Source organism: Asaia sp. SF2.1, from assembly GCF_000505765.1.
In the GTDB taxonomy this organism is placed as follows: Bacteria; Pseudomonadota; Alphaproteobacteria; order Acetobacterales; family Acetobacteraceae; genus Asaia; species Asaia bogorensis.
Genome location: NZ_AYXS01000004.1, coordinates 46,360 through 51,596 on the forward strand (window position 1 = coordinate 46,360; position 5,237 = coordinate 51,596).

Sequence of the window (5,237 nt, forward strand, 5' to 3'; positions counted from 1 at the left end):
ACTAACGGCATATTGGAGCGTCGCCTCGCGGTTCTCAGGGTCTGGCGTATAAGCGCGCAGATAAACGAGCGCGTTTTTCATTAGAGTGATTACTCTTGGCTCCTCTATCTCCTCAGGTGTGCAGAACAGCCCAACATGCCGCAAGCTATTAAAGGTTTCTGAAGAAAATCGCACCAGAGCAGGGCTGAGTGTCAACCCAAGAATCAGAGGCATAAACCAGAACAGGATCGATGTTGGTGTGAGACGATGATTCGACAGCATATCAAGCATTGCGACTTGCTGCTCAGGTATCTGAGAAATCTGATATGCTACATAGGCGGCAAGCGCTACCCCCAACATACTAACCCAACCGAATTGTGCCCATACATCTCTCCAAGGAACTGCTGAATCGTCGCGTTGCTGTGTTCCCCAAGAAATGGTGATTCGGCGTAGCCACATCCAAAAAAAACGAGTGAGACAAACCATGATCACTGGTGAAATAAAGAAGAAAAAAATAACCTCGAATAAGGTTGATAGTATTATTTTGTCTTGGCCTGCATAGCGCTTTGCCTCTTTCTGGCGCATATGCGTACCGACGGCGATCAACCTCGGAAGAAAAAGAAAAACAATAGTGGCTCCCAGCAACATCAGAGCAGGCGCCTCGATTGTTGTGATGAACTGCGGCGCGATGTGTCCTGATTGAAGAAAGGATGTCGAATTATGCAGAGCGATCAAGAGAAAAGCGCACCAGATAGGGCAAGTAAGGTAGCCCATCACGCCGGTGAAGAAGATTTCGCGATGTAGCCCGGTGATGCCGTCCATAAGCAGGAAACGCATATGTTGCAGGTTGCCTTGCATCCAGCGGCGTTCCCGTTGCAGAAAAGAGCCAAGATTGGATGGAATCTCCTCGTAACTTCCTTCAATTTCAGGGAGAAACCATACCTCATAGCCTGCGCGAGCCATCATGGCTGCTTCAAGGATGTCATGGGATAGTGGTTTGCCGCCCCAAGGCGCAGTTCCAGCAAGAGAGGGGAGCATACAATGGTTGACGAAGGGCTCCATACGAATCATAGCATTATGCCCGATATACGAGGCATGTCCCATATGCATCGCTGTCATCGCATGAGAAAAGGCAGTGCCGCATATATGCGAAGTAAATTGCTGCATACGCCCAAACAGGCTTGTCCTAAGGATCGGCTTGGGATTGGTCTGGAGAATACCCAGCCGATGATTGCCTTCCATCATTCGTAGTGTGGTATGAATGGCCTTGCCGTCCATGAGAGAATCAGCGTCCATCATCCACATGTACCGATAACGGTTGCTCCAGCGGCGGCAGAAATCAACAATGTTGCCGAGTTTTGCATGGTGGTTTGATGGACGCCACCGGTAATAAACTCGAGCATCAGGATGCATTGTACGCAAACTATATACGGCTGCCTGCTCAGCTATCCAGTATTCGATTTTGCGTGAGTCTGAGACAAGAAACAAATCGTAGAGATGGGCGTGTTCCGGTGCGTGCTCGGCAAGCGTTGTCCAAGCTGCTGAGAGGCGGGCTGCTACCGCAGCCGCATCTTCGTGGTATACTGGGTAAATGATTGCTACCCGGGCTCCCGGACTCGGATCACAGGCATCATGTATAGGATGGTACGGGTTACCTTCAGGGCCTTTCGCGGCATAATAACTGCCGATCACGAGTTTATAAAAACTTGTGACCATAAGATATATCATAAGTGCGTTCAGTATACTCCATACCCAATATAAGGTCAGGCCGAAAGGAGTGTGCTGATCAACCTGAAATTGCATCGTCGAGGCCGTAAGCCAGACCATCAAGATCGTGGTAAGAATAGTTGCGAGCTTGGCTCGCAACCTCCTGCGCTCAGCCACTCGTATCCAGTCGGGAGCTTCCCCGACCGGTTCTCCCGAAGCTTTCAAACGTATGAACATGGCACGCATATTGCGTTTCCAGCGCGTCTCTACGAATGGCGCGCCAATTGGCATACGTTCGGGTGTCGGATGAAGTTCATCCGGGTAGTAACTATCAAGCCATCGCTGCAGATCGGTATACGACGTTATCGTCGGGCCAATTACAGCGGCGTCATCAGGATGAATCCCTCCGTCGATCAGGAAGGCTGTGTAATCTGTCATGCGAGTGAATTGTCCTGTCTCGCTTATGAAGCCGAAGGGAGTTTGATCGGTCCTACCGGGCGACTGCGGCAATCAGACCCAACTGCAGAAAGGTGTTGATAACGCGTTCTACAGGAACAATTGGTGCTTCCCCGACATAGACAACGTCTTCATCTTCGATGGGAAAGCGCTGCGCGGTGATCAATCCCTCTCCTGAATCCATCGGGATAGTGTAGAGTTTGGGTGTCAACCCTGGCGCCGCACGACGAAGTACAAAGATCTCACGATCATTTGCTGTGGCAACATTCAACCCCTCGGCAGCGGCAATGACTTGAATCAACGTAGGGGATTCAGAGAAACCGAGCAGGGTGTTGCGGGTGATGCCACCGCCGAGCATGGTAACTCGTACGTTGGCATCATGGCGTACAATCAGATGATCGCCCGGCTTCAAGGGAATGTCCTGTTCCAGGGCCTCCAGCATTGGTAGTCGCGCGATATTGATGCTGTTGCGCGTAACGCTAACCCATGCGTCGGCGTGATCGCCGCTTGCATTATTGCGCGCGCTGAACACGGTGGTTCCATCGCCCATGGCGGTAGTAAGCGCACGTGCCATGGTCACGCCACCCGCATTCCAAGGTAGAATAGTTGGTCGGCCTGTCGCACCTGTTACGATAATCCCATCAGCATCTGCGCTTGTGCCTGATGCAGGTCCAGATGTGAGAGCAACTGCCGGGTTCTGCATTGTCCCTAACCGAGTATATGCCTTTGTTAGGGTTTCCTGCGCATCGGGTACACTCATACCGATGATGTGTACCTTATGAACGTATGGTAGCGAGATGGTGCCATCGCTAGCGATTGCGAAGGTTCCGATGTCAGTCACTGACGGCCCGGGAGCGGAGGAGACATCTCCTTCCTGTCCTGCGCCCTGCGAGAATATCCATAAGCTCACATGGACTGTGTCGCCGATACCAAGTCTATGATCATGGGTTGGTGCGCCGTCTCCGCGTATAGCGGAACGCGCCGAGGCAAGGCGGTTCGCGCGTTTCACGTCCGCCGCTTGTGCCAATATATCAACTACTTGGCGTGTGGCAGGTACGATATTGACATTAGGCGTTTGCTCGATGGCGTGCACTGAGGGGCCAGCCTCTGGAAAGGTGCACGCGCTCAATCCGACGCAGGTGCTGAAAGATAAGAGGAGAGTCTGAATCGGATGACGCATAAAAGTTCTCGGCGGTTCGATGCATATTAAGGCGTGATGAAGAGCGAATGATCAGGTCACCAAGGAAGGGTACCTTCCTGTCATACTGTCTAACCGTTGGCGCTCATGATTGATCTTGCTCAGCGCGTCGGACGTGCGACTGCAAGAAGCAGGCTACTGATTACGAAAACGACCAGTATACTCAGTAAACGAAGGGGATATTCTGCTCCGTTAAGCTGAGAGGGGTACCCAATTTCATGGATATAGTAGTGGTCCTGACTAGCTTTTATCGTGGATTGAAGCAGCGCCGTACGCGCCTCGCCTAACAAGCGTGAATCGGTCTCATGCTGTGTTTCAAGTTCAGCGAATCGGGCAGATGCAGCACTGATTCGTTTCTTTTGTTCTTGAACGTCCGCAAGCATTGTATCTATAATTCTGAGTTGAGATTGGAACGCTTTTGCGGCAGTGCTGTTTGGTGTTGCACCCTGCAGGCCGGCAATTTTCGAGGATGTATCGAGGCGTTTGAGCACGAGCTGCGTAGTTTGCTCCATCAACGCAGTGTAATAGGTGTCAGGTAGATAAATTCCATGGTCGATACGAAACGCCTGCAACGCCCGATTATCCTCTGAGACGGCTTTCTCGAGGTCAGCGACAGCGCTCTTCGCAGCGCTCGTGTAATCATCGCGCTCGCGCTGATTCAGATCGCGGATATGAGCAATTGTATCCTGCAGTACGAATAATGCGATATCATGAGCATCTTTCGGGCTAGGCGCGCGAACAGAAATCTGTGCGATCCCGCTCTTGCTAATCGAAACGTTGGCGGCTTTGCGATAGCTGCCCCACAAGGCTACGTCGGTAGTTGAGAACAAGCTCCCGAAACTTCCGAAGCGGCTGATGAAGTCATAGCGGCCATAAATTTTCGAGAGATCAAAATGATCATCAACGCGTTTGAATTCATCAGGCGTGGCTACGAAATCCTGCACCACGTAGGCGCCATTTCCTGTTGTTTGGGAGTTCCCAGTGAGTAGAGGGCATCGCTGCTCTGACCCGATCCCGATACCTCGAGTGAGGCATGGGATACATAGATCGGAGAAGCTATCAAACCGAAATAGGTGATTGCCGCTAAATTGGGAATCCCAAACAGAATCCAGAAGCGCGGGTAGTGCCAAAGATGTTTGGGGCGACTAGCTGGCGCTTCATTGCTTGAAGAGGTGCGAACAAGTTTCGGAAACGCACGACGAAGGTTTTCAGCGGAAACGGTATCGGTTTTTGAAGCATTTGACACGGTGGAGGCGACCTGCTTGAGCTTGGCAACAAAGTTTCGAGAAGTTTAGTAGTTTTGTGATAAGGTGTCGCTAAAAAAATTACTCTTTTGTAAATCATTGCAATATGCCAGATTTATATCTTTTATTAATTAACAAAATACCAAATAAGATAATTTTATAATATAAAATTAATAAAATTCATTAATTATCGATTTAGCCAATTATAAATTCAAAATTCTAGACGGATTGCATGTATTTTCAATATAGAATCGCGATATTTTCCTAAGCAATTTTATAAATTTCTGAGATAATATTTAAAATCTTATATTTGTAAATATATTATATCATCATCATAAATATCTGTTATAGATGACATTTATTCACATATTTATAATATTTCATAGGTGTTTTCAGGAGGTTGTGGGGCAGAAAATAAGAGCGATATTCTGCGGCGGTCAATCGTTTGGTCTTATCGTTAGGATTTTGCGGTTTCGGATTGCCTTGTTTTTCCAGTCCGACCTTCAGGTCTCCTGTCTTACATGCACCCAAACCCCGTCTGTCAGTTCGGCAAGGCGTTGCGGGGTCATCCGCACCGAGGCTGTGATCGATCCGGCGGCGGGGATAATTTCCTCGAAGGCGCGCAGGGATTCGTCGCAATAGACCGGGAGAGG

Annotated in this window: 3 protein-coding genes and 1 pseudogene; all 4 read right to left on the minus strand. The window is 49.7% G+C overall.

The window, feature by feature from the left end; genetic code table 11:
• The coding region (gene mdoH / locus P792_RS35850; RefSeq protein WP_023977831.1) for a glucans biosynthesis glucosyltransferase MdoH at positions 1-2,124 on the minus strand (2,124 nt) is incomplete at its 3' end.
• Between the two features lie 52 nt (positions 2,125-2,176).
• A complete protein-coding gene (locus tag P792_RS38265; protein ID WP_235075402.1) occupies positions 2,177-2,716 on the minus strand; it encodes a hypothetical protein in 540 nt (179 codons plus the stop codon).
• A 117-nt stretch (positions 2,717-2,833) separates the two neighbouring features.
• Positions 2,834-3,322, minus strand: a pseudogene (locus P792_RS39600) (polysaccharide biosynthesis/export family protein); the annotation flags it as partial.
• Between the two features lie 119 nt (positions 3,323-3,441).
• Positions 3,442-4,287, minus strand: coding sequence for a hypothetical protein (locus P792_RS24035; protein WP_023977833.1), 846 nt, complete (start codon positions 4,285-4,287; stop codon positions 3,442-3,444).
• Positions 4,288-5,237 lie beyond the last annotated feature (950 nt).

What these genes read in the sequence shown, in the direction of transcription:
- P792_RS38265 (WP_235075402.1), bottom strand. Translation starts at nt 2,716, where the DNA reads ATGGCACGTGCGCTTACTACCGCCATGGGCGATGGAACCACCGTGTTC.